Raw genomic sequence first — 25575 nt, 5'->3', positions numbered from 1 at the left:
TGTGTTTAAGCGGGATATAACATTACCTATTATTCCGTTAGACAATATTGATGCCATCGTCGGCGGAGTGGTTATATGCTTCACGGATATCATCACGGTATAGCGATAAATAAAGGGGGCTAGGGCACGGGTCATCAAAAAAATGCCGCTATTAGGGCGACAGTCTCGTCAGCCTTCAAACTGGTATTTCAACCGTCATTTCTCACCACGAGGGGAGGGATTTTAGTGAGCAGAATTGGCGTATTATGACACTGTATTTTTAATGCGTGTATTTGTGCAATCTTAGTTTGCGTTTGATCTGTTACCTAATTGTGTGGTTTATCGATTAAAATTTTCTTACAACTATTATCGGTTTTTTTTAATCAATCATTTCAATAAGGTAAATTCGCAATGTCGACCAAACTAGCTAACCCAGCGCCATTAGGCTTAACGGGTTTCGGTATGACCACCATTCTTCTTAATATCCACAATGCAGGTTTCTTCCCAATGGATTCAATGATCCTTGCGATGGGTATTTTTTATGGTGGTTTGAGCCAAGTTATCGTGGGCACTATGTGTTTCAAACGTGGTGACACGTTCGGTACAACAGCGTTTACTTCTTACGGCCTATTCTGGCTGTCTTTAGTTGGATTGATTGTAATGCCTTACATGGGGCTACCAGCAAGCCCGGCAAGCTTCATGGGTTGGTACCTATTGTTATGGGGTATCTTTACCGGCTTCATGTTCATCGGTTCTCTATGCTACCCAGTAGCGAAGCAAGTGGTATTTGGTTCATTGACCATCTTGTTCTTCCTACTGGCTGCGAATCATTTCACAGGCAACGCACTGATCGGCACTATCGCTGGCTTTGAAGGTATCTTCTGTGGTGCTTCTGCTATTTACTTTGCAATGGCACAAGTGATCAACAACGAATACGGCCGTACCGTTCTGCCTATTGGTGAGAAGAAAGCACCTCAACTAGCACCTCAAGAAATTGCAGCGTAAACGCTTAATATTGAGAAAAACGGTTTATTGTGAACAATCCATCGTTTGACGAGTGACTGGTAACAGAGAAAATAAGAGGGGTTAGCCGAAATGGTTAACCCCTTTTTTATGTGCGAGGGAAAGTTCTCAATTTATTAAATCGTTCGATGTATTCAAACAATCTTAAGATGCGGGTTGCTTACCGGTTGAGTGTTTACCGCCTCTGCTTCAGGAGACTTATCGGTTTTAAACTACGCTAAAACCTTTTCTGACCAAAGCTTGAGTGAAATCCGATTGAGTATTTGGCTCACCGTGGATCAAATGCACCTCTTTTGGCTGAACAGATATCCCCTCTATAAATCGACAGAGATCCTCTTTATCCGCATGAGCCGAATAACCAGACATGCCATGGATTTGAGCGTTAACCTCAACGTCTTTGTTATCAATAACAACCTGCATTTCGCCTTGTTGCAGCTCTCGCCCGAGGGTGCCGTGCGCTTGATAGCCCGCTAAGATGACATCGGTCCTTTTATCGGCAAGTAAGGCGGATAAGTAATTCATTATTCTGCCACCCTGACACATGCCAGAAGCGGCGACCACAATCGCGGGTTCACCTGTCGACTTGAGGCGATTCACGATTTTCTTGTGCATCCGATGTCCATCAACCGTAATGCACTGCTCAAAAGCAAGAGGGTGACGTTTCATTTCTAGGCGCTGCTTAGCTTCTTGTCCCCACAACTCTTTAAAGCGTCGGTAGGAGCGTGTCACTTTCTCTGCCATAGGAGAATCGAGGATGATAGGAATATCGCGACTGAGTTGATGCTCAAAGATCAGGTGTTCGATATCAAACAGCAGCTCCTGTGTTCTGCCAATGCTAAAAGCTGGAATGAGGATAACGCCACCATCGAGTAGGGAGCGATCAATGATCGCCTTAAGACGCTCAGACCGTGTCGCAATATCATCATGTGTACTGGTGCCATAAGTGGATTCGATAAACAGATAGTCGGCTTGTTGTGGTGGCTTTGGATCCGGCAGTAGTGGTGTGTTGCTCGGGCCTAAGTCTCCAGAGAAGACCACGATCTCTTGGTTTGGTAACTGTATCTCGATATAGGCGGAACCTAAGATGTGCCCTGCAGGTTGAAAACGGGCATAAAGAGTATTTAGCCTATGATGATCCTTACCGTTATTCGGCTGTTTAGACGTGATTGGAAACCATTCCCCGTAAGGTTTGGGAACAATTAACGAATGAATCTTTTTGATTATCAGCTTCGACTGTTTATTGCTGAGTCCTTGCAGCTTTAAGCCATCCTCAATCATTAAAGGGGCGAGTTCAGCGGTGGCTTGCGTGCAATAAATGGGTTGGTTAAATCCACTGGCAAGTAACCAAGGTAAGCGGCCAATATGATCAATGTGAGTATGGGTCAGCAGCAGAGCGTTAAGGTGGGACGTTGCAAATTCAATATCAAGAGGGCGAGCATCCGCACCTTGAAGCTTTTTATCTTGAAGATCTAAACCTTGAAAAAGGCCACAATCGATGAGCACCGCTTGGCCTGAATCTCTTAGCTCGTGACAAGATCCGGTGACGCTATGTTTGCCGCCATGGTGAATCACTTCCATCGTTTACTCCCATTGCTCGATAAAGCTGTGAACGCCTATTTTTATTTTGCGGATAAGCGCCAGCATGTAAAACAAGAACAATGAGAGTTGCGATCCTTGAGCGTCTTTTTAAGTAATTGAGCGATGACTCAGTGGTTTCGTTGCGAGTTAGTTTGTAGAAGAATGATCTGAATCCAATTCAGGGTTTTGCTGCGCCTCTAAACGAGCGACTTCGGCATCCAACGCCGCTATTTTCTCAGCCATCAGTGCGTGGCAACGATCGGCCAACTCTCTTGCATCACTGAGCTCGTACCCTGTCACATCGATAGGCTCCAGCATCTCGGTGATCACGATGCCATTATTGGCTCGATTAAAGTCGATCTTATTGTGTGTGGTGCTGGTACACATTGGGGTGATAGGCACGCCAGCTTGAATCGCCATTCGAAAAGCGCCCGTTTTGAACGGCAATAATCCGCGCCCTTTACTACGGGTTCCTTCTGGGTAAATCCAAACAGACAGATCTCTCTGATGAATCGCTTCAGACACTTGCTTGATGGTATTACGCGCTTTGGACTTGTCTTCGCGGTTAATCAAAATGTTACCGGTGATCCAATACAATAGGCCAAAGAAAGGTACGTACAATAAATCGCGTTTGCCTAATGAAACGGTGCGAGGTCTTAGCATTCCTGGATCGGTCGCAAAGTCCAGTATGCTTTGGTGGTTAGAGATGTAGACGCTTTTTTCGGGAGTCGGCGCATTGTCTAGGCCGCGCTGCACCAGTTTTACGCCGATGATCTTGTGGAGCTGATTGAACCAGCGGCAGAAAACGTACACATGCTTAGGGTTCTTAGGGCTAAATAAGCAGTAAACAAAAGCACATAGCGTGGTGAAAATAATAAACACCGTAGCCAAAATAATACGAAGAACAGCAAGCACAATTCACTCCTTACTCACCGCAAGATGGCAGTGATTAAATAGTTTAGGTGTTTAAAGTTTTCACTCTATTTAACTGAATTGCAATAATTAACTGTAATAGGGGGCTATTTTTAGATTTTTATATAAAACAAGCACTAAAATGAGTGTTTGGCTTAGCAGTCAAGCTTACACGTGTTCACCAGTAATGGCTTATGATCACCAATACTGTTTATTTGGATCCGATTTTTCTACCCATTCCGGATCTTGACGCGATTCTAAGTAGAGTTGTAGGCCGTTATAAGACATAAAAGCAGCAGGACCGCCGAGGTGTTCGAAATAGTCAAAATACTCATCTTCGAGAGCACACAGGTGGGCTAAATCTTTAACCTTGTTAGCCAGCGCCCACTGAATGGCAAATACAGGCGCTATTGCCCCTGAAATATTCACCTCTTCGACGTTTGGGTTAAACATGGAATTCGCTTGTTCAAGCAATACCTCTTCTTGTTCAGACTCCTGTTGCAGCACTTCTTCGATGATCTCCGAGCGCTTGGTATTGGAGACACTCTTGTTGAGCTTGGCGATCCGTAGTGCGTAGCTAAATCGGTCTGAGGAAACGATGTCGACAAGCTGCGACAACAGCTCTTTGTCTACGCCCGCTGCTTTGGTGAAATAGTCGATACATGAATTGATTGAGGCATAACGCGTACCGTCAAACTCAAAGCCACTGGTTTCGTCGTATACCTCAAGTGGGATGTCATCAACCGACAAAGGCCAGCCTTTATAATCGACGCGTTGCTTGGCAATTTGATACATCTTCCAAGCACTGCGCCCAAACCCACCAAGCGTTGAACCCGAGAAATCAGAATCAATAAGCTCTTGCTCCGTCCAGTTCTCACCAATGCCAAGGTGCTTAGCGTACTTGTCTATCAGAGTGTGTTTTATCTGATCGCGCACCGACCAAATTGAGGTCAGATTCTTTGAATAGTTAATTCTCGCACACTCATTACAAGCCGGCAGTGCGATTGGTGAATGGCCTATCTTGGCAACAGCCTGAGCGGTCTTAGGAAATTCAACAAGGTTACTGGAAGGTTCACCACAAAACCAACAGATGTGGCGCAGGTTGAATGGGGTATCTATGTGCGAGTATGTGTTCATTAGTCTTTATCAGCTAGGTGCTTGAGGCGAGTTAATCATCTTCAAACAATTATCTCTGTTCACACGTCACCTTGCACCTTGTTTGTTTTTGTTTTGCTGACGAAACTGATTCTCGATGTGACTCGCCTGATGAGTTCATTCGGTGGATATTGATATAAAACAATCACTAACGATTAATGTTGATTGGTGTAGCTGAACTTACATGAGCTGCTAGCAATCACCCAAGCTCCCGATTACTATTGAGACAGACTCCTTACTCTAATGGCGCATATGTCCTCATCGATTCCTTTTTACGATAAAAATGCTCACACGCTTTGTGAACAATACAACTCCGTGACATTTGAGGCGGTGCATAACAGCTGGCAATCTTATTGGCCTTTAGAGGGCGATAAAGTGTTAGATGTTGGTGCGGGATGCGGTCGTGATGCGTTGTGGATGCACAAAGCAGGGGCTGATGTTATCGCGATAGAACCAAGTATTTCATTGCTTGAACAAGGCTCGAAATATACAGGTGCAAGCGTTACCTGGATTGACGATTCACTTCCCTCGCTTAGTCGCACTGAAAACCTCGGAATGCGGTTTGACTTGATATTGGTGAGTGCGGTTTGGATGCATCTCGCCCCGTCTCATCGAGAGCGTGCATTTAGAAAGCTGTCTAACTTACTCGCTCCAAACGGCAAGTTGGTGATCACTCTGCGTCATGGGGAGTTTCAAGACAGTCGACAAGGCTATCAAGTATCGGTTGAAGAGCTTGAGCGTTTATCAAAAAACAGTGCCTTGTTAGTTCGTCATGTCGATGATAGCCAAGATACATTGAACCGCAGTGAAGTGTGGTGGCAAACCGTGGTGATGACATTGCCAGATGATGGCTCCGGTGATTTGAATAAGGTGCGCCACATTATTGTGAATGACAACAAGTCGGCCACATACAAGTTGGCTTTGTTGAGAACATTACTGCGAATTGCGGATGCGCATTCAGGCGCTGTGATTGATCGAACGGATGGAAAAATTTCTCTACCAGTGGGTTTGGTCGCTCTATATTGGGTTAGGCAGTTTAAGCGTTTGATTGATATCGATATCGGTGGTACTGGGATTCAGCAAAATAGCAACACGAGTAAAGGCCTCGGATTTGTAAAAGAGGATGGTTGGAACAAACTCAAGCACCTCAGTGCCGATGATCTCGCTATTGGTGCGATGTTTTTCGGCGAAGAAGCTAAGGCGCTACAAAAGCTATTTTCACAGACGATCAGCACCATTAAATCGGGGCCTGTGACTTTTATTTATCAAGGCTCGAAAGACAGCCGACTATTTGATATATACCCTCCTCAGAAACGACGGAAAAATCGAGAATCATTGGTCATTGATAGTGATTTCTTAGCAAGCTTTGGTTATTTCACTCTCGATGAAAGCTTGTGGGAGTGCTTTAGAATCTACCACTCTTGGATTGAACCGCTGGTGGTCAATCAATGGGTCATGGAGATGCAGCGTTTCGAGTTGAACCGACAGCGAAGTATCTCACTACAGACTTATCACGACTGCTTGGTATGGATCGATCAAAACCACGATACTCGTGATGTGCGTAAACGTGTCGAGCAACTTAGAGCTAATCATGCCGACATTGTCAGCGTCTGGAGTGGAAAATCATTAAAAAATGAGTATCACGTTGATCACTGTTTGCCTTTCGCTTACTGGCCAAATAACGATAAGTGGAACCTCTTTCCAACGACGAGCAAAGAGAACCTAAGCAAAAGTGATAAAGTTCCAACCGCAGAAAAGCTGCGCTCGTCTAAGTCGCGAATTCTAGCGTGGTGGCAACTCGCATGGAACGATTCTGCTCATTTTGAACAACAATTCTTTTCAGAAGCAGTGCTTTCGCTGCCTAATATTCCAGCGCAGTGTCGAGATTTTGAAGAGGTGTTCGATGCGATGGGATTGCAAGTGCGTGGAGTAAAAAGCCGACTGTTGATTAGTGAGTGGCACTGATCATTAAATGGGTTAGCTATCTCAAATCGCCCTCAACAAACTCATCATCGAGAACATAATGAAATACATCGGAATTGATGGCTGCAAGGCCGGTTGGATCGCTTGGATTGTCTCTGGCAATGAGCTACCTACGTTCAAAGTGATAAACACGCTCGATGAGTTGGTTAATGATCTTACGGGAGCAACTACGTTAATCGATATGCCGATTGGCTTTAGCGATTCACTGACTCCTGATCGATTATGCGATAAAGCGGCAAGGCGTTTTCTCACCAGCAAGCGTGGTTCTTCCGTGTTTCCAGTGCCGTGCCGAGAGGCGGTTTACCAAACCGATTACATTGCAGCGTGCAGCGCTAATGTGCAGCAGCTTGATAAGAAATTTTCTAAACAGACTTGGGGCATTGTGCCTAAGCTCCGCGAGCTTGATGAACTCATTGAAGCTTATCCCAACCTTTCGATAAGAGAGTCACATCCTGAGGTAGTGTTTGCAGCTTTGAAAGGGGAACCGCTGACCTTTTCCAAACGAATACAAGAAGGCAAAGAGGAACGGCTTTCTATTATTCAGCAACTCGCCCCCAAGTGGTGTGAACGCTTGTCGTTGGCCATTGCAAACACCAAGCGTAAAGACGTTGCGATAGACGATATTTACGATGCGTTGGTGCTTATGTTGGTTGCCTATTACGCTCCGCAATTATCAACCTTACCAGAGCCTTCTGATGTTGGTGGAAAAGCGGATGTCGACCAGAGTGGACGAGTTCGAGAGATTGTTTATTGGGACAAAACGCGCTAACAAAGCGTGCGCTCAACTTGGCCTAATATGCTATTTTCCAACTTATGCTATTTTCCAACATCTGCTACTTTTCACACTTACTATTTTGAGTCTTTGATATGAAACGTTTTATTGTCGGCTGGCTGGCCACTGTGCTCAGTGCTGCGAGTTATGCCCAAGTTGCCCCCATATCTCAATGGCAATGCGACATGATGAAAAAGAACCATGTCTTGAGTAGTGGTGCGCCTGTTGGTTGTGAGCGATTATCCAAAGTGGATTTCGATTTCATTAACTTCAAAGGGGAAACGCAACAGGGCAATATGATCGTGCTTGATGTGGTTGCGCCTGCTGTTGAACAAATCTTTTCAGAGCTTAAACAGCGTAATTTCCCGCTTCATTCCGCTCGCCTAATGCGTGAGTTTAAAGGGGACGACAACGCCTCAATGGACGCAAACAACAGCAGTGCGTTTAATGCTCGTCCTATCACGGGGAGAGGGGGCTGGTCGAAGCATGCTTATGGTGTGGCGATAGACATCAACCCAGTTCAAAACCCTTTCTTAGAGTTCGATAGCCACGGAACAATCACGGTAAAGCCAGCACAAGCTGCGACAAGCTATGTGAACCGTACTCGCTTTCGTGCGCGTGATGAAATAGAACGCCGTGGCATGGCTGAAAGTGTGGTGGCGCTGTTTGCCGATCACGGATTTATGATCTGGGGAGGGGATTGGAATAGCCCAATCGATACTCAGCATTTTGAGGTCGGCTCAAGAAAGTTCGTTAACCAACTGCTCTCTAAACCACAACCTGAAGCCAAAGTACTATTTGAGCGCTATATCGAATCTTATCGACAGTGTTTTAATAGCAATAAAGGCGAGGGCGCAGAAAAAGCTCGTGCTATCTGTGCCAAGAAAACCGTCAGAACTTTTTAGTGTTATGTTTACCCAGAGCCGTTTGTGCTTTTTGCATCTTTTGTTTCGATTTTTAGAGTGAGATTGAATGCGTGGACGAGCTTGAACATGGTTGAAATGATTTCTCATGTTTCATCAATTCAGTCACTTATATCGATGTTACCTATTTGGTGTTACATCAATTTCCTACTGAAAAAGGAACTGAACCCGTGTTCGCTTATTTCTAATTCATTTAAAAAGATTGAGTTTTTATGACAACTCAATCTAAAACAAGCAAGCTGATACAGGACATTTTACTGAGCCTCACCATCTATTAATAGCGATTTTAACACATCGGGAGAAGACGGTAGCATTCCGACTTTTAAGCCAAATGGTTTGAATACTTTGTTGAGAATCTCTGTATTGTAGCTACCCCGATCGTTCTCTATATCTGAGAGTGTTTTTCTTGAGACATCGACAAGTCTTGCGAACACATCCTGTTTGAGTCCCAGTATATTAATGCGTAAACTTTTCAACGCTTGGCCTTGTGTTAGCTCTCCAAGCAATAAGTGTTTGATGATTTTGTTTGCCTCGGTTTTGCGTTCTGCTGCACTGACTGCTTTGGCGTTTTTTGAGGCTTTCGATCTAGTCGGCGTATTAAATTGCGATCGTTCTTTGGTCGAATGAATTGCATTCGTCCCAGTCTTGGACTGATGTTGATTTCGGTTTGCTCTTAGACGAGCGACCGTATCTTGTACGGACTCTTTATTGCTTGGCTTATTCATAGTAACCCCCATTTAGTGAGCTTTTCTGATATATGATTGAGTCCAACGGCTGGCATCTCCAAGATTTGTTCTGGTACTCCTCGTAATGTTAGTCTCTGCTTTAAGTCAATGCATTTACTTGCCGTAACCTTTAGCTCTTGTAATAACACTTTCTTTGGCACGAGATCAGATAAGGTGTCTGCTATTCCGACGAAGTCGTAAGTTCCGCCCACCTCTAGTGGGGCTTTCCATTTTGTTGTTCTTGGAATGCCTTCGGGATCAGCTTTCATTGGTGCGAAGTCGTAAACGGGAGCAAGCTTTATGACGCCATCACCCTTTAAGAATGAAGTATTTCTGCCATGGTTGTCACTATTACCAAACAAGATGTTGAGTAGATCTCTCTTCACCCATTCAATGACGAAAGCTTGGGTATCAAACCTATACCCTTGGTGTTTAACCATATTGCTTTCAGTCATTTTTTCTATGAGAGCTCGGATGGTCGTTTCGTGATCAAGAGTGACCCCAGCGCCTTTGTTCAAAATGGAATACACAGATTCCATGCCAAATCTCTCTATTTGTTGATCAATAATTTGAACATCAAATCGAGGAAGCCATAAGGAAGGGTAGTTTAATCCTTCCTCCAAGCGCATACCGTCGGTGGCGATCGTTTCAACGCCCATTTCAGCTAGCTCGTGGTAGAAGTAGAACTCAGCTCTTAGAATATTACAGTCGATGGTGCTTCTTGAGCCTCTAGGGTACTTTACTAAGTAATGTAAGTCGTGGTTGCTATTGTCATCTTGGTATGGATCAATCCATATTTTTTCGCTGCCAGATCCGTGATCGAAACCATATCGGAGGATCAGTTTTGGCGCTTCACCTCCAGCCCCTGTTGCACCACCTGCGGCTGCCCCTCTTTGTTGTGCATAGTCGAGGAAATCACCGGCTCGATTTTTAACATCATCAACAGAGAAGTAGAGGTTGTCTGCTACTTTGTAGCGCTCAGGAAGAGAGTCTTTTATTCTTAAGTTACCAATAGGCGACATTGTGCCAAACTTGAGCAAAACATAGTCTTGTTCATCAGAACTAAGATCTTCAATATCTAGGTGTTTGACCCAGTATCGTCTACTAGCACCACTAGGCATAATATCGTCTAGAAACTTTAACCATCCAGGTTTACCCATGTCATCAAAAAAGAATGAGACAGGATGGTTTAGTGAAACAGCGTGAAAGTCATCTTTATCGTGATGTTCTAGCGCATAGTCGCTGAGGTAGTTGAGTTCAGTTTCTCGGAAATTATATTGGCTACTTTTAGGGAGTGAGATGATACCAATATCTATCCATTCACCTCTGATAAAAGCTTGTACGGTTAGTTCTTCCATCGATAACACCTCTACTTATCAATGAGTAAAACTTTACTCGTAAAGTCGTTTTTTTGCAAGTTGTGAGTGATTATTTACTCATTAGTGTGTGGTGAGACTCTTTGTGAGTAAATTATTACTCATTACTTGTAAGCCAAAATTGTTGATGAGCTGAATGGATTGTTTTAGCTATGAAAGCTGCGATAGGGGGGGCGTTAATTGTTTGTTCAAACAAAGCCCGATTAGTTGGAGATATTTGATATCGGAATTGCCAAATTCCAGATTTTGAGATGTGTAAGTAGTGCATGTTTAGTACCCAAAGTTAGTACAAACTGATCTGCACCAGCAATACTGGACACTTCATTAAGCGACATTTTGATTTTTAAAGTTAACTGGGCTTGGATACCCAAGAGCACTGTGCCTTCTTGTCCGATTATAATCAACTTCTATGTATGTGAGCTGGTTTAATCGACGTGTAAAAGCGGTTTTAACCGATAGCAGAGAGTTGCAAGTCTCGAATGTTATTTCAAAAAGAGGATTTGAAAGCGAGTTACGTAACCTTTTAGCCCCATGTTGGCAAGCCGGCCTACGTTTGCTTTGATGAAGATGTAGCGTCGATTGCTAATATTGAATGTGACTGGGATTGATCTGCCTCTGCGTGTTTATTGAATTAGTTGGTTTGGTGGCAGATGAAAAATAGAGCCTTCATTTATTAATTAAAAGGTGAACTATTCACATTAAAGAGAACGTTATTACTTCGGGTTTGTTACCTGATAATAGCGACATGATCCCAACTGTGTGAGTGAACCATGAATCCATTAGACTACACCTTCTATACTTTAAACGCGAAACAGTACTTACCGGAACCACCTCAAACGATGACAGTGATACAAGCTCAAAGCCGTCCTCGTTTGTCTGGTATAGTTTTCTTGGTGGGATTCATAGTCGGCCAGATAGTCCATATCTATTAATCTCGGCCTGCGAGATCATAAACACACTATTTTATGTTATGTCGCCAAGTCACAGAGTGAGCCGTCGTTTCTAATGAAGATAATTTTGAGGTTGACATGGTAGGTTCTCAGTTGTTGTCCACGAGTCATCTACAACGCTTAAAGCAACTCGAGAAACATTTTTCTCGCAATGAAACTTATGATGTCGATATCGTCACCCTTGCTGAAATTCTGGTCTGTTCAGAAAGGTACGTGAGTAAGCTAATGGCTGCTTTCGAGAGTTTTGGGCTTATCCATTGGGCTTCGGGTCAGGGACGTGGCCACCGCTCTAAACTGACACTACTCAAGAGTTTTGAGGCCTCACTGCTGACTCAGCTAGAGCAGATGGCTCGGTCTGGCAGAATGAATCAGGCATTTCGGCTAGCCACTCAATTTGGCGAAGTCCGCCTATTTCAAGATCACATACCTCTCTGGTTAGGGGACGCGCAGCAGGAACTGAAAAAGCAGAACACTTTAATGTATTTAGTGCCATATATGCTGCCTGAATGGCGTCCACATTTGGCACAGTCCGCTCGTTCTATTTTATTGATCGAAAGTGTGTTCGACACCTTAGTCCGCTATGACCACGTTCAAAATGATATTGTGCCTCACATCGCACACCAATTTCATTTCAGCGACAAGCAAATCCGTCTTCGCATCCGCAATGACATCATGATGCACAATGGAGAAGCGCTGACACCGGAGCTGGTCAAAAAAAATATCGAGATGCGTCTCAACACGCCGCACCCATATCAAATTCTATTTCGCCATGTAGAGCGTATTGACATAGATAAACAGTGGGTAATTTTTTCTATGCGTCAATCTGACCCCGTTTTCCTGCATTTGTTAGCCGACTCACACAGTGCAATTTTTGATTATCAGGCTTCAAAACCTATCGGGTGTGGAGCATATCGGGTCGAAAATCTGGAAAAACAATATTGGAGTTTAGTTCGCAACAACCACTATTTTGGTTTTGGTGGCCATATTGAACGAGTAGAGTTTTGGTGTAGCGATGCCCAACCTCAAATGCCTATGCACGTGGCAGAACCGCTCTATTGCGAATCTCAACCCGCTCAGCCACAAAAAGTCGATCGCAGTGGGTGTACTGTTTTGCAGTTTCATCATCATGCAAACGCCTTGTCCGCTCAAGAAAGAGCTTGGCTTGTTCATCATAGTCGACGCTTTACACTTGATAGCCAGAAAAGAGCAGCGAACAGCGTGATGGATTGCCATCAAGATAAGGGATTTCACTTGTTCAATCACGACATGAAACTGCCAGCTCGTCCGGTGGTCATTGAAGTGATAGACAGTCATATGAGGGAGTTGCAACCTTTGCTTGATGCGTTGTCTCAAAAAGGGGTTATTTGGCAGGTATGTCTTCAAGGACAGTCTCAAGATGTGGCTGTTGATGTCTCCTACGACTGTTACGTATTTGGCGACGACCTGACGTTTCAGTATTACGAATGGCTACTTTGCGGCAATGTGTTTAGCCTATGTTTGCCTGAACGTGGAAAACAAAGCCTATTAACCTTTATTGATATGCTCATGCAGGAAAGTAACGACAGTGAGGAGTTTCTGCACAAGCTGTATCGAGCGGAGGATTGGCTTATCCAGAACTATTATTATTGTCCTCTGTGGCGCAATCATTTCACCGTCACTCGCGCAGACAATCTGTATGGTACCGAAACCAACAATATGGGTGTCATGTCGCTGTTCAATATGTGGTTGGAGTAATCGCGGGTATGGTAGTGTATCTGTAGCGATATGATTTGCAGTGTTAAACGAAAAATTAAGGATAAAAAATGGACTTTAACCTTTGGCTCGGCTTTGTCGTGGCATCGCTCATTCTTACCGCGACACCAGGGCCTAGTATATTTTTAGGTATTGCACATGCTCTGAGATATGGGCACAAACGCGTGCTATATACCGCCCTTGGCGACATCTCAGCTAACTTTATTCAAATGGTGTTAGTCGCCTTGGGTTTAGGTGTCATCCTTGCCAATTCGGTAGTGGCATTTACTGTCATCAAAGTCTTTGGTGTGATCACCTTGGTTTACATGGGGCTAAAAATGCTCCTCGCTAAACCAGCACAAGTTGAGCACTTAAACCTTAACAACTCAGATTTACAGGCCTCAAACAAAAAGTTGTTTTACTCTGGCTTTTTAGTCGCGGCAGGCAATCCCAAAGCCATCCTATTCTTCTCGGCTTTTTTCCCGCAATTCATCAACCCCGACTTACCCGTATTCCCTCAACTATTAGTGATGTGCCCAACCATGGCATTGCTTGATTTCAGCTTAGTGATGTTTTATGCGTTTTCGGCCAGGCGGATTGTTGATGCGAGCCGACTATCTCTTACCGCTGTGACCAGAGGAAGTGGTGCTTTACTGCTGGGAGCCGCAGGTATTCTAGCAGTTAAAGAACCCACTTAATCTCGACTAAGAACCGCGATCAAGATCGAACATACTGTGCAAAGCACAACCCTTACACCTATTTAGCAACTCTTGGAGTAAAACACCTATGATCACTTTTTACGAACTGTGTGGGGACGATGGCTTAAAATTCAGTCCTTATTGTTGGCGAACGAAAATGTGCTTGATACACAAAAATATCGCGTTTGACACCTCAGACCTCTCTTTTGTCGACATTCAGGCTCAGTTTAAGGCGCAGTTTTCTACGCTCCCCGCTATCAAAGATGGTGAAACAGTGCTCTCTGATTCGTTTAACATCGCTGATTATCTCGAGGCCCACTACCCTGAATCACCTTCATTATTTGGCGGTGAAAAAGGGCGTTTAATGGCACTTTTTTTCCATGAGTGGGCAGCATCATTACATTCGGACATCGCCAAAATCGCCATCTTCGACATTTACTGCAAGCTAAAAGAGCGCGATAAAGATTACTTTCGTTCCTCTAGAGAGAAACACTTTCAGGACAGCTTAGAAAATGTACAAAGCTACAACCAAGAGTTAGCAAAGGCCGACTTACTCAAAAAAATGAGAGTACTGGAATCTTATTTAGCTAAGACGCGATATTTATCGGGCGATACGCCCATGTATTCAGACTATATCGTCTATGGAACCTTGAAGTGGCTGCTGTCTACGAGTAACGCTTTTACGGAGGAAATGCTGACTAGCCATGTTTTGAATTGGTATGACAGCCTAGATAGGATTGGCACTGGAAACTAAACATGCTTTAAGACAACGATGGAAATGTGAATACATCGCATAGTTTGCGTTTAAATTTATTGGGTGTTACATATTAATTTGTTACGATTTATTTCCGCACATTGCCTCCAATATGCAACGTATGGGGTAAGTGTTTATTTCAAAAAGTACTAGAGGGTATCGTATTATGATAACTAAAGTTGTTCCTCTGATGTTGTTAGTTTCGTGTTCAAGCTTTGCATCAAGTGAGATTGTCGATAATTTTTCTCATATAGGATTTGGTTATAAAGGAGCTAGTTTTAAGTCAGGAGCGTTAAAACCTTACCTTAACGATAAGTATGACAATACAGAGAATAAGACGATGGGAGGGTTATACTTAGATGTCAGCGCTCAAGTTTTCGACTATGTATTCATCGAAGGAAAAGCAGATTTTCTCACTCGATTTAGTTCGGAGGTAGATAGTTGGCAAGCCGGCGGAGGACTCATTGGGCGTTTGGGAGGGGCAATGGCAAGCTCTTTATCCTGTGGAGCAGTAAACTATCGTGCAGATAGTGATTACAGTTCACCATATTCCGAGCGTGGAACATACTGTCAAGCGATGGTTAGAAAACAAATAGCTAATCATTGGCTGATGGGTGTCTCCTATCAGCATGACTTCTTGGATTTAGCAAGAGATGAGTTTAAATGGAATAATGTCTTTCAATTCGGCTCAGTGTTTGGTTTAGTTGCAAATTTAGAATATGCAGAGCGTGAGAAAGCAGAAGTGAGCTATGAGCTTGGGTTGCAGTTTTCATTTTAACGTATGTGCTTCGCAATAATTGACGCGTTATGGATGTGAATATTGGGGCTATAGTAAGCTAGACTTAGCCACTACTTGAAAATCATCTCTATATAAAATCGTACCTATATCCGAATATTGTAATACTGAGACCTTGGTATCATACTCCTCTAATATGTACTTTAACTCGTACATGAACGATATGTATTGGGTACTAGAGTCTAAAAACCAAGAAATTGCATTTCGTGGCCATGATTTTTCTTCAAATGGTGGACAGGGTAAAGAGGAATTAAGTTGAGAAAATATTTCTTCGATATGTTCTCTATGATACTCATGAAGTATTAACTCTTCCTCGAGCATTATTCTCGCCTGTGTAATGATGCCATGAGTATGCTGCAAATGCTTTTCCTCATTTCTACTAGCAATAAATCTAATGTACATAACCTTGCTACTTGTTTGGTTAGTTGATGCCTAAATTGAGATGAGGCGGATAGCGTTCTAGAAATTGTAACATAATTTATGGGAGGCAATACACGCATGAGAACAAGAATAGATGAAGCCATCTTGCTAAGAAAGAATGGGGATTATAAAGAGTCTCGACGGTTATTACGCACGGTGTTAGCTAGTTCTTCCTATGCTGCTTCCGCGCATTTGAATATTGCTTGGTCCTACGATAACGAAGGTAAGGAACAACAAGCTATAGAACATTACCGGTTAGCATTAAAGGGCCCGCTTTCACCGAACGAGCGATTTGATGCATTGTTTGGTTTAGCGAGTACTTACAGAAGCCTCGGTTGTTATGAAGATGCGCTGGATTACTTTCAACAAACGATTACCGAGTTCCCAAATAATTTAGAAGCTCAGCCTTTTTATGCGATGTGTTTATATAACTTAGGCAGACATAAGGAGGCAACCGCTTTGCTTCTTAATTTGTTGGTATCGACAACTGACAATCAGTCAATAAGAGAATACCAAAGGGCAATACTGCTGTATGCAGAAGATCTTGATAAAAAGTGGTAAATATTGCGTTCCTACGTATATTTATTCGTCTAACAGTGGAGTAGACACAATAGCGTGGTTCTAGTGATGAATTCTAAGGTTTTGGAGCTCGATAACTGATTAAGCTGACAAGGAGCGATGAATGAGAATACAGAGACGATGTGCTGATATTCAAAGTGAGTTTAATAATGACCACTCGTAAGATTACTCATTTTGTTGTGGGAGGCGCATCTGCTGGCATTTTGAATTATCTTCTTGCACCAGATGAAAAGAAGCGGGTGGTAGAGCTGTGTGACCCGTTGGCTTATGGCCCTCTAATGAATTATGGTACTGTGCAGGGAGGTGCTCTACGTAGCAATTGGTTTAGGAGGGTATGTAGTCTTATTAATGAGCCAGATTTATGGCCATGGTTATCCGACCATATAGGACTGCCCATATTGCAGAGCTATCAGGATCTCGAACGCGATGGCGATTATGTTGTTTGGGTTGGTCAGTCAGTGGATGAGCAATTAATGTTGCGATTACTGTGCTCAGTATTGCCGGAACACAGTTTATTTTTAGCCGATGTAACGACAGGTCAGTTGGATAAAGGCACCATACCAATCGTTGGAGCCTGTTCAACTAAAGAGCTTACCTCCATCATTCCGGTGCCTATTGATATCTTTCAGCAAGCTAAATTAGCAAAAGAATGGGATAGTATTCTTGTGTGCAGGAATATGGTTCGAACTTGGAACGGTTCCGCAATTGTATCCCATGATGAGACGTTTTTTGATGAGGCACTTCTTTCCGCGATTGGGTTACGAGTTTGTGTTGCAGCAGAAGCCATTGGCCGTGTACTTGGCGATTATGTAGGGCAAGTCGGTGATACTTTTCTTTGTTATAGATTGCGTGTTTTGATATTGAAAGGAATAGTGTGTGCGGTTGGTGAAGGGCCTTTCTTTAGGCGTCAGTTGAGTCGAGCGTTATGATATGGGAAGTTCAAACATTTAGTGAAAATATAGGGAGAGAAAAATACAACGGAAACGTAACTGAGAGTAAAGCTCACACTTTGCCTATCGAACACTCATTCCTAGTGTGCGTGCTATAACTAAGTAAAAATTTAAATTCTCATTCTCATCACCGTAGCCTCGGATATTAACGAAGGGAATGTTTTTATTTTCGAGCTATGGAAACAGCCGCGAGTATAAACCATTACAGCATAGTTCTGATTGCGTACCAAAAATTACCAATTGCAGTGTTCATACAGGGATTCGACACATTCTATTGATCTGAATTGAGCTTCATCAATATCAGTTTGGCTTAAGTCATCAAATATTATTCCTTTCATATTTTGAATATCTTTTCCGTTGTATTGACTGATATTTAACCACATATAGCTTGTAACAGGCGTTGTTGCCTAAATCAGTTGAACCTTTTTCGAGTCTTGCGATCTGATCCTTTATGATGGTTAGAGCGGTGGTGACATGGGTAAGGCAAAAAAGAAGATAACTAACTGGGCGGAGTACAATAAGGCTCTGTGCAAACGGGGTTCGGTTACGTTCTGGATAGATGATTCAGCCGTAGATGCATGGCGATGCAAAGCCCATCATGGTAAGCGTGGTAGAGGCTTCCAGTACTCTGATACAGCGATTGAAACTGCATTGATGATTAAGAGGGGGTATTCTCTCTACCATTGCGGGCTCTTCAAGGTTTTATCGACTCTATCTTTGAGCTACTGGAGGTTCCACTGACGCCCCCTGACTACACGTGTATCAGCAAACGCTCGAAGACAGTTCAGGTCAAATATCGTAACAAATCCAGAGGAGCTATTCGCCATATCGCTATTGACTCGACTGGTCTCAAAGTCTTTGGCGAAGGTGAGTGGAAGGTGAAAAAGCACGGCGCCGAAAAACGCAGAACTTGGCGCAAACTGCACTTAGCCGTTGATGTAGAAACTCATGAGGCCATTAGTGCAGAAGTCAGTCTTGTAAGTGTTGGCGATAGCGAAGTGCTGCCAACATTACTCAACCCTTTACGTAGAAAGGTAGATACCGTATCTGCCGATGGAGCGTATGACACAAAAAGTTGCTATGAGACCCTGCAAAATAAGGGCAGTACTCCGTTGATACCGCCTCGAAAGAATGCGGCGCTTTGGGAAGAAGGGCATCCCAGAAATGAAGCAGTAAAGGCTTTGAAAAACGGAACAATAGCGGAGTGGAAATCTGAGTCGGGTTATCACTATCGCTCAATATCTGAGACCGCAATGTCTCGATATAAAGGACTAACCAGCGGTAAATTGAGCTTGAGATGTTATAACGCTCAAGTGGGAGAAATCATGGCGAATGGCAAAGCTATAAACAAAGTCATAGGACTAGGTATGCCTGTTCGAAACTAACGGCGAGTCACATATGGCGTCGTTGGTCTTTAAACCGATTTGATCAACAACGCCAGCTTCCGTATCATTCATCGTTGACTATGGAACAGTTGGTATTTTTTAGGCGATACACCAATAACCTTTTTAAACAGACGAGAAAAGTAAAACTGGTCATTTATACCAACCAATGATGAGACCTCTCCAATAGTTCTACCTTCAAGCAAATATTGAATCGAAGAACTGATTCTTATTGAATTTAATAGAGTTTGAGGTGGTAGCCCTGTATGTATTGTAATGCTCTTTCTAAGAAACTCATAAGAAATACCCATATCTTCAGCCATAGATCTGAAATCATAATTAATTTCTGGTGCGATTTTCATTTGAATTACTCTTTTAGATATTGCTTCTTTCATGGTTTCCGATGAGCTAAAATCTGGCGTTTCGAGGATGCTCATTATTTCATAGATTTTACTCGATACAGACATAAGTTGACGATGATTGTTTAAATAAGCGGCACTAAGTATTTCAGTAAGTTTGTTATATACCAAAGACATATCACTTAATTTATATATTGGTTGAGATTTTTTTATATCCCCATGCTCTAGCAAATTATCAACTGTCGAACCAGAGAAAGTTATCCATAGTTCTTCCCACCCAGAGTTTTTATCAGATGTATATTGATGCCATTCACCAGGAAATAGAAATAGGGCGTTGCCAGGCTCAATTTTAGTTTTGCTTTTGTTCTGGCTCTCGAAATTTCCAGTGCCATTTAATAACAATACTATGGCGTAACTTTCTAAGGTTCTTTTACGATCGATTTGCTTGAACAATTGTGTGTCGTAATGACCACAGCCCAATAAACGGATCCCGAAAAAAGTTAAGTTTTGTTCATAAAAATACTGGTTAAAGAATGTGATGCTCTTCGGGTTATATATCAATGTTCTGTTTTACTCCTTTGTGTGTAAATGGCTGATAAGTATAGCTAATAAAAAGGTAATGTTGATTATGTGAACTTGTCAATGCCAAATCGTCCATGTTTTAGTGCAGCTTACATGTAGATTGATTGATTTTCAAACAATAATGAATCTAAACCATTTATGAGGTAAGCAAATGAAAAAAGAGCTAACAATCCACAGTTTTAAATTTACTGAGGTTATGGTCCCTGCTAAAAGCAACACTGTTAATTCTCCTTCGTTGAACAAACCGTTACACAAACTTCCAGTGGCTGGTCAAGTTGGTTGGAGTAAACAGTTTGATGAGATGACAAAGCTGGTTGTAGAGATGCAACTTGATAATGGTGTGGTCGGTTTAGGTGAGTTTTATCGAGATGCAGACAGGCAAACAGTCAATGACATTGCACATTTGCTAATTGGGAAATCTTTGGAAGATATGTCTTTGCAAGAACTGCCGATAAGTTGGTGTCGAGAATATGATGGTTTTGAATGTTGTATTTGGGACGCATACGCCAAATCTTTGGGAATCAGAGTTGTTGATCTACTTGGAGGGCAGGTTCAAGAGAGTATTAAGGTGGGAGCATGGACTGGTCACAGAGTAAAGGGTGAAATAGGTGAACTGGCTACGCACTTTGCTTCACAGGGATTTGAGACATTCAAATTCAAATGTGATCTATCTGACGACATCGCAGGGTGGTGTCAAGAGGTTGCCCATGCTGCTCCCAATATGTCTATAATTCTTGATCCAAATGAAAGGTGGGAAAATCTTGCTAATGTTAAAAGGATAATTCCATCCTTAGAAGAGGTTGGGAATGTTCTCTGCCTTGAAGACCCGATTCCGAGATGGCAATTGCTTGAATATGAAAAACTGAGAATAATGACTAACATTCCTATTTTTATGCATGTGTCATTACCATATGTATACTTTGGTCAACGTCCATATGATGCTATTAATGCGATTGCACATAATGCGGTTGATGGCTTCAATTTTAACTGTGGTCTTGCGAATTTCAGGAAGCTAGATGCCATTGCTGATGTCGCAAACATGAACTGTTGGCATGGCTCTGAAGTAGACCTTGGCATTCTTGAGTCTATGTATGTTCACTCTGTTGCAGCTGCGAAATCCTGCACTATGCCTTCAGATATATTTGGAACCATGATAAGAGAGCATGACTTACTATCGGAGTCATTAAATATAAAAGATGGGAAAGCATACGTACCTCAAGGCCCAGGACTTGGTGTATCGCTAGATTTTGATGCGTTAAATAAATATAAGATACATTCTTGGAAAGTTTAAGGAGAGATATATGTTTAAAAATCCATATGATATAGATAATGACTTTGATAGACATAAAATATGGGAAATATTAATTCTTAGAGATATAGCCGCATTTGTCGCTAATGATTGGTCAATAACTGAGCCTGACTTTGATGAATTTAGTTTCTATGGAATTGATGCATTTAAGTCATCAAATTCAGATGACTGGAAAGTTAAATATCATAAACTATCACAATATCGTGATGAATGGTTAAGGCAGCGTGCAGAATTTAAATTAGAAAATTGTAAGAATGATCCGGCAGTTGAACTTTTTGAATCGCAAAAATTAAGTGATATTGAAATTACAGGAAATATAGCGATCGCTCATAAAAAATTTAATGGGAAAATATCTCTCATTGAGGGGGATGATATACCACTAATATGGAAAACCTTATATTACTTATCAAAATCTTCGGGGACATGGAAGGTGACTGGTTTTACTGGCTATATGCCAAATGATGAAAGACAAAGATGCAAACATACACCCGTTGGCGTACGTCAGCATGTCACTGCTGGTCCATATAGCCCAGTAATAGAAGTAACAGGAAGTAAACTTGTTGTCATTTCTGGACAAGCGGCCATAAATCTAGCTGGTGATGTTGTTGGAAATACCATTGAAGAGCAAACGACGTTGACTCTCAAAAACTGCCAACAACAACTCGCGCAAGCTGGTGCTGGTTTGGAAGATGTATTTAAGGTCAATGTCTACTTGCGTGACCTTAATGATTGGGATGCATTTAACCAAGTCTATATAGGGTGGATGTCCAAGCCCTATCCTGCCCGAACCGCAGTGCAGACAGAGTTACTGATGACACTCAAAGTAGAAGTTGAAATGTGGGCAATGTTACCAGAATAGGAAATAAATTATGTACTGGTCGAATTTATCTAGTGAAGCGTTATCACAAACTGACAAATGTACTCCGGTTGTTTTGCTTACGGGGGCAATAGAGCAACACGGAAAACATTTACCTCTGGTTACCGATACGCTTATTGCATCTCACATATCAGAATGTATTGAGAACGAACTCAAGGAAGACGTGCTGATACTTCCCACAATGAGTGTTGGATACTCCCAGCACCATATGAAATTTTGCGGCACCTTATCTTTGAGACACAAAACGTTAATAGGACTCTATCGAGATATTCTTGAGTCAGTGATTTCTCATGGGTTCAAAAATATTCTGGTCTTAAATACCCATGGTGGAAACCAAGCATCGATTAGCGTGGTGTGTGAGATGTTAGGGCACAAATATCACGACAACAACATCATTCACACTTCATGGTGGAAGCTCGGAGCAGAACAATTACTTGAACTAAATGAAAGTGGTTTTGGTGGTATAGGACATGCAGGAGAATTTGAAACCTCATTGATTGAATACATTGATGCAAGGTTCTATCAAAGGGAGCTTTCTCTAGTGGGAGGAAACCGAACAATTCAATCAAACTACCCTGATTGGTCATCTGCCGATATGTTGAGAGGATCAAAAGCGGTGGTCGTTCAGGATATTAAGAAGCAAACAGGTAATGGTGTATTTGGAGACCCTAGTTATGCGAATTATGAAAAAGGAAAGCAAATATTGAACATCATAATCGCTGAACTCCGCCAAATTATCAAAGATATGAAAGAATTAAATTAAGGATAATTTCATTATGAATAATATAAGAGTAAGAATGATATTGGTCGTTGCCACCGCAGCAATGGCCGGAGCGTTATACGGATATGATCTCGGTATTATTAATGCCGCGATGCTATATATTGGCGTTGATATTCCAATGACTGATGCGCAATTGTCTGTTATTGCTTCCGCCGTATTTGGTGGAGGTGTCATCGCTATTTTTGTGTCGGGTCCCCTTGCAGATAAATTCGGCCGAAAACCGATGATGTTTGTTGGTACTGTAATATTTCTCATCGGCGTAGCTTTTTTGGTTCATGCAGAGAGCTATACATCTTTGCTTCTAGGTCGTATTGGTCAAGGGTTAGGTGTGGGCACTATGACTTTGGTTATTCCGCTGTATCTAGCCGAAGTTACTCCTACTGCTATACGTGGACGCAGCACTGCCACATTTCAACTAATGCTAACAGCTGGCATACTGATCTCTGCCTTAGTCGGTTATTTCTATGCTCAAGGTGATGGTGATTGGCGTTCAATGTTCCTTTCCTGTGCGTATCCTGCGGTTGTGTTTGGTGTAGGTTGTTTATTCATCCCGGAATCGCCACGCTGGTTGGCACAAAAAGGTCAGTTATCAAAAGTCAAAGAAGCTTTAAAAAGCTGTCGCGTGAGATCTGAAGTCGAAAGTGAATATGAGGCAATTGTCACTGCATCAAATAATACTAAAGAAAAAACATCTTTCAAAGCGTTGCTAAATCCTCGTTATACATTCCCATTATTTATTGCTATTAGTATCGCAATATTGAATCAACTTACTGGTATAGCCCCTATTCTGCAGTTTAGTGCTGTTATTCTAAAAGAGTCGGGTTCTAGCTCCAACATGATCGCAATTATTGGTTCAATTTGGATCACAGTGATGAACTTTGGCGCGACGATTGTTGGGATGGTTTTGGTGGACAAATTGGGTCGTAAGCCACTATTAAGCATAGGGACACTTGGTGCAGCCCTATCTCTCTTGGTGGCGGCCGCGGCATTTTTTGGAATGTCGTCAGGCGGTAGTCAATCATTGGTTGTCATTGGTTCAATCATGATGTTCGTTGTTTTCTTCGCAATTGGTCCTGGGGTATGCGTTTGGTTGGCGTTATCAGAATTACTGCCTAGCGCGGTGCGCTCTAATGGTATGGCATTAGCATTAGCCCTCAACGCACTAGCGGCTTCTACGTTCTCTGGTTTATTCTTATACCTCGGCCAAACTATCAGTTTCGGCTTCACATTTGTGCTCTGTGCAGTTTTCTGTCTGGTTTATTTTGCCATCGCAAAATTCATCATGCCAGAAACAAAAGGCAAGACCCTCGAAGAGATCGAGTGTTATTTCAATGAACGTTATGATGCAAAAAATCGCACTGAGTCTTCAGTGGGGGGGGGTTCAAATGATTGAATTACAAGGGAAAAATATTCTAATAACCGGTGCGGCGGGTACCGGAGTTGGTTCCGGTATTGCTAATGTGGCCTACCAAGCAGGTGCGCACGTGATTATTCACGATATGAATGAAGATATGTTCACTGATGAGTTAAAAGCAAAATATCCAGAAGCCGACTTTGTCGCTGGTGATCTGAGAGATGAAGAGTTTGCTAAAAACTTGTTTTCAGGTTTCGAAGCCAGAGGCATGCTACTGCATTGTTTGGTTAACAATGCTGGAATTGGATTAAGCAAACCTGCACATGAGGTCGAGGAGACCGAATTTACCGACTTGTTTGATGTAGACCTCAAAGCCGTTTGGCGATTGTCAAAGTACTTTGTTCATCAGTGTCTGAATCATGGTATTCAAGGAAGCATTGTCAATATTTCTTCTGTTCATGCTCACTCTACCATACCCAGATATGCCATTTATGCGTCAGCAAAAGGCGGGGTTGAAGCTTTAACTAGAGGTATGTCTATTGATTATGGTAGCCAAGGTATTAGGGTAAATGCGATTGCCCCTGGTTATGTTCATTCAGATCAAAATTATGAGTTGATTGCGACTTGGTCAGATGACCCTGTTGAATGGGTAAAAGAGCACTCAAGAAGTCAGCAATGTATCGAGCGAGAGGTGACTACACAAGAATGTGGCTACTTGGCTTCTTTTTTGATGTCTGATCTGGCACAAACTATTACTGGTCAAGTTGTTCGTATTGATGGTGGCTCAACAGTTTTACTCTACAACAAGGATTTTTTGTAATTGTCCTGGACAGCTTTAAGCGGTCCAGACCTAAATCAGATGAAAAGTTTGGTTTGGTGGGCTTACAAAAAGATGTCCCTTTTAATATTGAGTATTCTATTTCTACCGAAAAGATTAAGGAATAAAAATGACTGTACAGTGGAACAATGATCAGGAACTTTTCCAATTAGCAAAAGATAAACTATTTGTTGCTCTAGTGGGGGATATTCTGGATCAACTGGGATATCAGCACCAATTTTTGTCACCGAACTTAAAACCGTTACGTAATGACATGGTCATTATTGGTCGTGCTATGACAGTGCTAGAAGCTGATTTTTTTGGTGATCATAAAGGGCACTCAGCCCTTTCAAATAAGCCATTTGGACGTATGTTTGAGGCGTTGGATGACTTAAAAGAAAATGAAGTGTATATCTGTTCTGGCAGCTCACATCGATATGCTCTTTGGGGAGGATTAATGTCGACAAGAGCGATTCAATGTGGCGCAGCCGGTGCTATTGTACATGGCTTCCATCGTGATACTAACGAGATTGAACATCTTAATTTCCCCATCGCTTCTTTTGGTAGTTACGCTCAAGATCAAGGTGTGAGGGGGAAGGTGATTGACTGGCGCATCCCAATTGAAGTCGATGGAGTGTTGATTAATGATGGTGATATTCTTTTTGGTGATAGAGATGGAATACTTGTTGTGCCGAAAGACGTTGAAGTTGAGGCTTTTAAAGGGGCTTTTGAAAAAGCAGAAGGAGAGAATCAAGTCCTTCTAGCCTTGCAAAATGGCATGACAACCGTCGATGCTTACAATAAGTTTGG

At 42.5% G+C, this 25575-nt stretch carries 22 protein-coding genes and 1 pseudogene; 17 read left to right on the top strand and 6 right to left on the bottom strand.

Features of this window, described 5'->3' with window-relative positions; all coding sequences use genetic code 11:
* Window positions 1–390 precede the first annotated feature (390 nt).
* On the top strand, window positions 391–984 hold the full coding sequence (locus tag L4B77_RS04785; RefSeq protein WP_261838986.1) for an acetate uptake transporter: 594 nt from the start codon (window positions 391–393) through the stop codon (window positions 982–984).
* Between the two features lie 225 nt (window positions 985–1209).
* Here L4B77_RS04785 and L4B77_RS04780 read toward each other — a convergent pair whose 3' ends face one another.
* From L4B77_RS04780 to L4B77_RS04770, 3 genes are all read right to left on the bottom strand, one after another.
* Window positions 1210–2580 carry an MBL fold metallo-hydrolase gene (locus tag L4B77_RS04780; protein WP_372039471.1) on the bottom strand — a complete coding sequence of 457 codons (1371 nt, stop codon included), beginning with the start codon at window positions 2578–2580 and terminating at the stop codon, window positions 1210–1212.
* A 147-nt stretch (window positions 2581–2727) separates the two neighbouring features.
* Complete coding sequence (locus L4B77_RS04775; protein ID WP_429748830.1) at window positions 2728–3495, bottom strand: 1-acylglycerol-3-phosphate O-acyltransferase; 768 nt, start codon at window positions 3493–3495, stop codon at window positions 2728–2730.
* Between the two features lie 195 nt (window positions 3496–3690).
* Entirely contained in the window at window positions 3691–4629 is a 939-nt protein-coding gene (locus tag L4B77_RS04770; protein WP_429748828.1) for a hypothetical protein, read from the bottom strand.
* Window positions 4630–4899: 270 nt separating this feature from the next.
* On the opposite strand from L4B77_RS04770, the gene L4B77_RS04765 reads away from it, so the two are divergent.
* The 3 genes from L4B77_RS04765 (at window position 4900) to L4B77_RS04755 (ending at window position 8307) form a co-directional block, all read left to right on the top strand.
* On the top strand, window positions 4900–6612 hold the full coding sequence (locus L4B77_RS04765) for a class I SAM-dependent methyltransferase (protein WP_429748826.1): 1713 nt from the start codon (window positions 4900–4902) through the stop codon (window positions 6610–6612).
* Window positions 6613–6670: 58 nt separating this feature from the next.
* On the top strand, window positions 6671–7399 hold the full coding sequence (locus L4B77_RS04760; RefSeq protein ID WP_429748824.1) for a DUF429 domain-containing protein: 729 nt from the start codon (window positions 6671–6673) through the stop codon (window positions 7397–7399).
* 98 nt (window positions 7400–7497) lie between these two features.
* Complete coding sequence (locus L4B77_RS04755) at window positions 7498–8307, top strand: M15 family metallopeptidase (RefSeq protein ID WP_429748822.1); 810 nt, start codon at window positions 7498–7500, stop codon at window positions 8305–8307.
* A 272-nt stretch (window positions 8308–8579) separates the two neighbouring features.
* On the opposite strand, the gene L4B77_RS04750 is transcribed toward L4B77_RS04755, so the two are convergent.
* Together L4B77_RS04750 and L4B77_RS04745 are read right to left on the bottom strand one after the other, a co-directional pair.
* The gene (locus tag L4B77_RS04750) at window positions 8580–9062 is read right to left on the bottom strand and encodes a helix-turn-helix transcriptional regulator (protein WP_429748820.1); all 483 of its coding nucleotides are present in this window, start codon (window positions 9060–9062) and stop codon (window positions 8580–8582) included.
* Window positions 9047–10408 carry a type II toxin-antitoxin system HipA family toxin gene (locus L4B77_RS04745; protein ID WP_429748818.1) on the bottom strand — a complete coding sequence of 454 codons (1362 nt, stop codon included), beginning with the start codon at window positions 10406–10408 and terminating at the stop codon, window positions 9047–9049. The genes L4B77_RS04750 and L4B77_RS04745 overlap by 16 nt, the downstream gene beginning before the upstream one ends.
* Before the next feature lie 1046 nt (window positions 10409–11454).
* Here L4B77_RS04745 and L4B77_RS04735 point away from each other — a divergent pair.
* The 7 genes and pseudogenes from L4B77_RS04735 to L4B77_RS04705 all read left to right on the top strand — a co-directional run bounded on the left by L4B77_RS04735 (window position 11455) and on the right by L4B77_RS04705 (window position 18689).
* A complete protein-coding gene (locus L4B77_RS04735) occupies window positions 11455–13110 on the top strand; it encodes an SgrR family transcriptional regulator (RefSeq protein WP_429748816.1) in 1656 nt (551 codons plus the stop codon).
* 68 nt (window positions 13111–13178) lie between these two features.
* Entirely contained in the window at window positions 13179–13805 is a 627-nt protein-coding gene (locus tag L4B77_RS04730; protein WP_429748814.1) for a LysE family translocator, read from the top strand.
* A gap of 88 nt (window positions 13806–13893) precedes the next feature.
* Window positions 13894–14559, top strand: coding sequence for a glutathione S-transferase N-terminal domain-containing protein (locus tag L4B77_RS04725; protein ID WP_429748812.1), 666 nt, complete (start codon window positions 13894–13896; stop codon window positions 14557–14559).
* 166 nt (window positions 14560–14725) lie between these two features.
* Complete coding sequence (locus L4B77_RS04720) at window positions 14726–15337, top strand: hypothetical protein (RefSeq protein ID WP_072610181.1); 612 nt, start codon at window positions 14726–14728, stop codon at window positions 15335–15337.
* A gap of 516 nt (window positions 15338–15853) precedes the next feature.
* Window positions 15854–16336 (top strand): tetratricopeptide repeat protein, encoded by a 483-nt coding sequence (locus L4B77_RS04715; RefSeq protein ID WP_072610179.1) that lies wholly within the window; start codon window positions 15854–15856, stop codon window positions 16334–16336.
* A gap of 167 nt (window positions 16337–16503) precedes the next feature.
* A complete protein-coding gene (locus L4B77_RS04710; protein WP_429748809.1) occupies window positions 16504–17283 on the top strand; it encodes a DUF3658 domain-containing protein in 780 nt (259 codons plus the stop codon).
* A 495-nt stretch (window positions 17284–17778) separates the two neighbouring features.
* Window positions 17779–18689: pseudogene (locus tag L4B77_RS04705) on the top strand (IS5 family transposase).
* 68 nt (window positions 18690–18757) lie between these two features.
* Here the strand turns inward: L4B77_RS04705 and L4B77_RS04700 are convergent.
* Window positions 18758–19498, bottom strand: coding sequence for an AraC family transcriptional regulator (locus L4B77_RS04700; protein WP_429748807.1), 741 nt, complete (start codon window positions 19496–19498; stop codon window positions 18758–18760).
* 280 nt (window positions 19499–19778) lie between these two features.
* On the opposite strand from L4B77_RS04700, the gene L4B77_RS04695 reads away from it, so the two are divergent.
* From L4B77_RS04695 to L4B77_RS04670, 6 genes are all read left to right on the top strand, one after another.
* Window positions 19779–20918, top strand: coding sequence for a mandelate racemase/muconate lactonizing enzyme family protein (locus L4B77_RS04695; protein ID WP_429748805.1), 1140 nt, complete (start codon window positions 19779–19781; stop codon window positions 20916–20918).
* Window positions 20919–20928: 10 nt separating this feature from the next.
* Entirely contained in the window at window positions 20929–21795 is an 867-nt protein-coding gene (locus L4B77_RS04690) for a RidA family protein (protein ID WP_429748803.1), read from the top strand.
* A 10-nt stretch (window positions 21796–21805) separates the two neighbouring features.
* Complete coding sequence (locus L4B77_RS04685; protein ID WP_132980848.1) at window positions 21806–22576, top strand: creatininase family protein; 771 nt, start codon at window positions 21806–21808, stop codon at window positions 22574–22576.
* Window positions 22577–22589: 13 nt separating this feature from the next.
* Window positions 22590–23987, top strand: coding sequence for a sugar porter family MFS transporter (locus L4B77_RS04680; protein WP_429748800.1), 1398 nt, complete (start codon window positions 22590–22592; stop codon window positions 23985–23987).
* A complete protein-coding gene (locus L4B77_RS04675) occupies window positions 23980–24768 on the top strand; it encodes an SDR family NAD(P)-dependent oxidoreductase (protein WP_429748798.1) in 789 nt (262 codons plus the stop codon). Before L4B77_RS04680 ends, L4B77_RS04675 begins: the two co-directional genes overlap by 8 nt.
* Window positions 24769–24895: 127 nt before the next feature.
* Window positions 24896–25575: RraA family protein (locus L4B77_RS04670; RefSeq protein ID WP_429748796.1), on the top strand; the 680-nt coding region annotated here is incomplete at its 3' end.

The organism is Vibrio minamisatsumaniensis (assembly GCF_050337445.1).
In the GTDB taxonomy this organism is placed as follows: Bacteria; Pseudomonadota; Gammaproteobacteria; order Enterobacterales; family Vibrionaceae; genus Vibrio; species Vibrio artabrorum.
The sequence above is the reverse complement of the archived record's forward strand: the minus strand, read 5'-3'. Positions and strand labels throughout refer to the sequence as shown.

Bases quoted from the DNA above. Each gene is read 5' to 3' on its own strand.
- L4B77_RS04785 (WP_261838986.1), top strand. From the start codon at position 391: ATGTCGACCAAACTAGCTAACCCAGCGCCATTAGGCTTAACGGGTTTC.
- L4B77_RS04780 (WP_372039471.1), bottom strand. From the start codon at position 2,580: ATGGAAGTGATTCACCATGGCGGCAAACATAGCGTCACCGGATCTTGT.
- L4B77_RS04770 (WP_429748828.1), bottom strand. From the start codon at position 4,629: ATGAACACATACTCGCACATAGATACCCCATTCAACCTGCGCCACATC.
- L4B77_RS04765 (WP_429748826.1), top strand. From the start codon at position 4,900: ATGTCCTCATCGATTCCTTTTTACGATAAAAATGCTCACACGCTTTGT.
- L4B77_RS04760 (WP_429748824.1), top strand. From the start codon at position 6,671: ATGAAATACATCGGAATTGATGGCTGCAAGGCCGGTTGGATCGCTTGG.
- L4B77_RS04755 (WP_429748822.1), top strand. From the start codon at position 7,498: ATGAAACGTTTTATTGTCGGCTGGCTGGCCACTGTGCTCAGTGCTGCG.
- L4B77_RS04750 (WP_429748820.1), bottom strand. From the start codon at position 9,062: ATGGGGGTTACTATGAATAAGCCAAGCAATAAAGAGTCCGTACAAGAT.
- L4B77_RS04745 (WP_429748818.1), bottom strand. From the start codon at position 10,408: ATGGAAGAACTAACCGTACAAGCTTTTATCAGAGGTGAATGGATAGAT.
- L4B77_RS04735 (WP_429748816.1), top strand. From the start codon at position 11,455: ATGGTAGGTTCTCAGTTGTTGTCCACGAGTCATCTACAACGCTTAAAG.
- L4B77_RS04730 (WP_429748814.1), top strand. From the start codon at position 13,179: ATGGACTTTAACCTTTGGCTCGGCTTTGTCGTGGCATCGCTCATTCTT.
- L4B77_RS04725 (WP_429748812.1), top strand. From the start codon at position 13,894: ATGATCACTTTTTACGAACTGTGTGGGGACGATGGCTTAAAATTCAGT.
- L4B77_RS04720 (WP_072610181.1), top strand. From the start codon at position 14,726: ATGATAACTAAAGTTGTTCCTCTGATGTTGTTAGTTTCGTGTTCAAGC.
- L4B77_RS04715 (WP_072610179.1), top strand. From the start codon at position 15,854: ATGAGAACAAGAATAGATGAAGCCATCTTGCTAAGAAAGAATGGGGAT.
- L4B77_RS04710 (WP_429748809.1), top strand. From the start codon at position 16,504: ATGACCACTCGTAAGATTACTCATTTTGTTGTGGGAGGCGCATCTGCT.
- L4B77_RS04695 (WP_429748805.1), top strand. From the start codon at position 19,779: ATGAAAAAAGAGCTAACAATCCACAGTTTTAAATTTACTGAGGTTATG.
- L4B77_RS04690 (WP_429748803.1), top strand. From the start codon at position 20,929: ATGTTTAAAAATCCATATGATATAGATAATGACTTTGATAGACATAAA.
- L4B77_RS04685 (WP_132980848.1), top strand. From the start codon at position 21,806: ATGTACTGGTCGAATTTATCTAGTGAAGCGTTATCACAAACTGACAAA.
- L4B77_RS04680 (WP_429748800.1), top strand. From the start codon at position 22,590: ATGAATAATATAAGAGTAAGAATGATATTGGTCGTTGCCACCGCAGCA.
- L4B77_RS04675 (WP_429748798.1), top strand. From the start codon at position 23,980: ATGATTGAATTACAAGGGAAAAATATTCTAATAACCGGTGCGGCGGGT.